3 protein-coding genes are annotated in these 1,767 nt (G+C 53.8%); all 3 read right to left on the bottom strand.

Translation table 11 applies throughout. The features are described from left to right. Positions 1-157: 157 nt before the first annotated feature. The 3 genes from G7B67_RS13010 to G7B67_RS13000 all read right to left on the bottom strand — a co-directional run bounded on the left by G7B67_RS13010 (position 158) and on the right by G7B67_RS13000 (position 1,636). Complete coding sequence (locus G7B67_RS13010; RefSeq protein WP_166213108.1) at positions 158-673, bottom strand: hypothetical protein; 516 nt, start codon at positions 671-673, stop codon at positions 158-160. A 126-nt stretch (positions 674-799) separates the two neighbouring features. Continuing rightward, entirely contained in the window at positions 800-1,207 is a 408-nt protein-coding gene (locus tag G7B67_RS13005) for a hypothetical protein (RefSeq protein ID WP_166213106.1), read from the bottom strand. A gap of 54 nt (positions 1,208-1,261) precedes the next feature. Next, positions 1,262-1,636, bottom strand: a complete 375-nt coding sequence (locus G7B67_RS13000; RefSeq protein WP_166213104.1) for a hypothetical protein — start codon at positions 1,634-1,636, stop codon at positions 1,262-1,264. Positions 1,637-1,767: the final 131 nt, after the last annotated feature.

Below are 1,767 nucleotides of genomic sequence, written 5' to 3'. Positions count from 1 at the left end.
ATCGCCAGTACTGCCGCGTAGAGATACGAGCGCCGCTTAGATGACCCCAAGCGCGACCGAAGATGGTGGACGAAGGCGACAAGGTGCTGAGCGAAGCGAGCAACCCGAACTGCCGAAGTGCCGCAGCAGGCCCGCTCTTAGCGGCCTAACACCAGAATTAAGCCGACCCGCGAAGCGGGTTCGGCTTGAATGATTTGTTAGGCGGCGCACCCAGTGCCTGCAGCGCTGCAATTTGACCGCCATGAAGCTCTCGAAGCGGACTGATAAGGGACGCCTCAGTGCCTCCAGATTGAAGGACCGACAAGACTGTTGCTGCGCTCGAGTAGCGCTCCAGAAATGGCAGGCCTACGCGTTGAAACTCCGTAACGAGCGAGCGTGCCGCCTGCGCGCAGTCCTCCGGCGAACTAACAGGATGCCGGGTTTGGCCAACACCAGAGATGTTGCCGAGTTGTGCCCCAACAATCACGACTCGCTTCCTGGCCAAGAGGAACTCAACTGCCACATCACCGATTGCGTCGAAATCCTCGGGATGATTGACGCAGGCAATGTGAAACAGCCAGTTGACCGTACCAACTGAACGCTTGAAGTGACGGAAGCTAGAGACGAAGCGCCACTCCGGCAGAAACGTCTGCAGGTCTTGAAGAAAAACTGTCTGCAGTTCAGAAACGTTCATAGCCACCTAACACCTGAATTAAGCCGACATGCGTAGTGGAGGCAAAAGGTGGCACGCTTTTCAGTGCCGTCTTTTGCTGGAACGAAGCATGTTCGGCTTGAATGAATTGTTAGGCATGAGCCGATACTACTCAGGTGAAACAATAAGCTCGCCTGTATTACTCACACCGCTCAAGCTGAAGTTTATCCAGTCTTTGCCACGCCCATAACGTTTAAAAGTACCTCGAACCAAAATATTGCCGGTATGAAGTGTCTTGCGGTTGTCGACACTAGCATTTAGGTCTAGCACGTGCGGCTTTAGCGGACTCAGGTGGCGGCCAGCAACGAAGGCGCAATTTGGCGCAAGTAGCAATATGTCTGTGTCAAACACTGGATCGACCACCCGAATTAGACAGCCACTAACCGCAATGCGCTTTCCCTCGAAACGACTTGGATCACTAAGAATCGTTTGAACGTTAAAACGAGACGTTGCACAGGATGCAAGCAATAAAAGCAACATTGCTTTTAACGACATCCGGCAGAGGTTCATTGCCATGCCTAACACCTGAATTAAGCCGAGCCGCGAAGCGGCTTCGGCTTGAATGAATTGTTAGGCGCGTGCTGCCGCCCGATCTTTCGCAACGATCTCACTAATCAGTGGCCGGGTGTAGGCCTGCTCTGGGTCAGTCTCGGGCGCGTCTTCGGAGCTAGCAAACTCGCCGCGATCAAAGGCCAGATATACATCCAGAAAATACTCTGGAATAGGAGCGCCCATTTGGTGGAAGGCGAACTCATAGAGCCAGTTCATTGCAATGTCCGCGCTTTCAAAGGGCAGCACATTGTCATTGTATTGATGCGCCACTCTCCGGGAAAACGCATCGCAGAATTCCTGGCGGGACCATCCGAACTCGGCGCAAAGGGCATCGGCCTCGCTCAGAACGATCTGTCCGCCACGCTTTATCAGTTCATCGAGAGTGTTCGTCACGCGCCTAACACCTGAATTAAGCCGAGCCGCGAAGCGGCTTCGGCTTGAATGAATAGTTAGGTGCTGCCTCGTGAGTTCTCGTAGTGATGCCAGATACGCAGAATGACGAGAGCAGAGCCATGCACCGTGTA

The organism is Cognatiluteimonas telluris (genome assembly GCF_011320095.1).
Classification (GTDB): domain Bacteria; phylum Pseudomonadota; class Gammaproteobacteria; order Xanthomonadales; family Xanthomonadaceae; genus Cognatiluteimonas; species Cognatiluteimonas telluris.
Note: the sequence above shows the minus strand (reverse complement) of the source record. Positions and strands in the feature narration are given on the sequence as shown.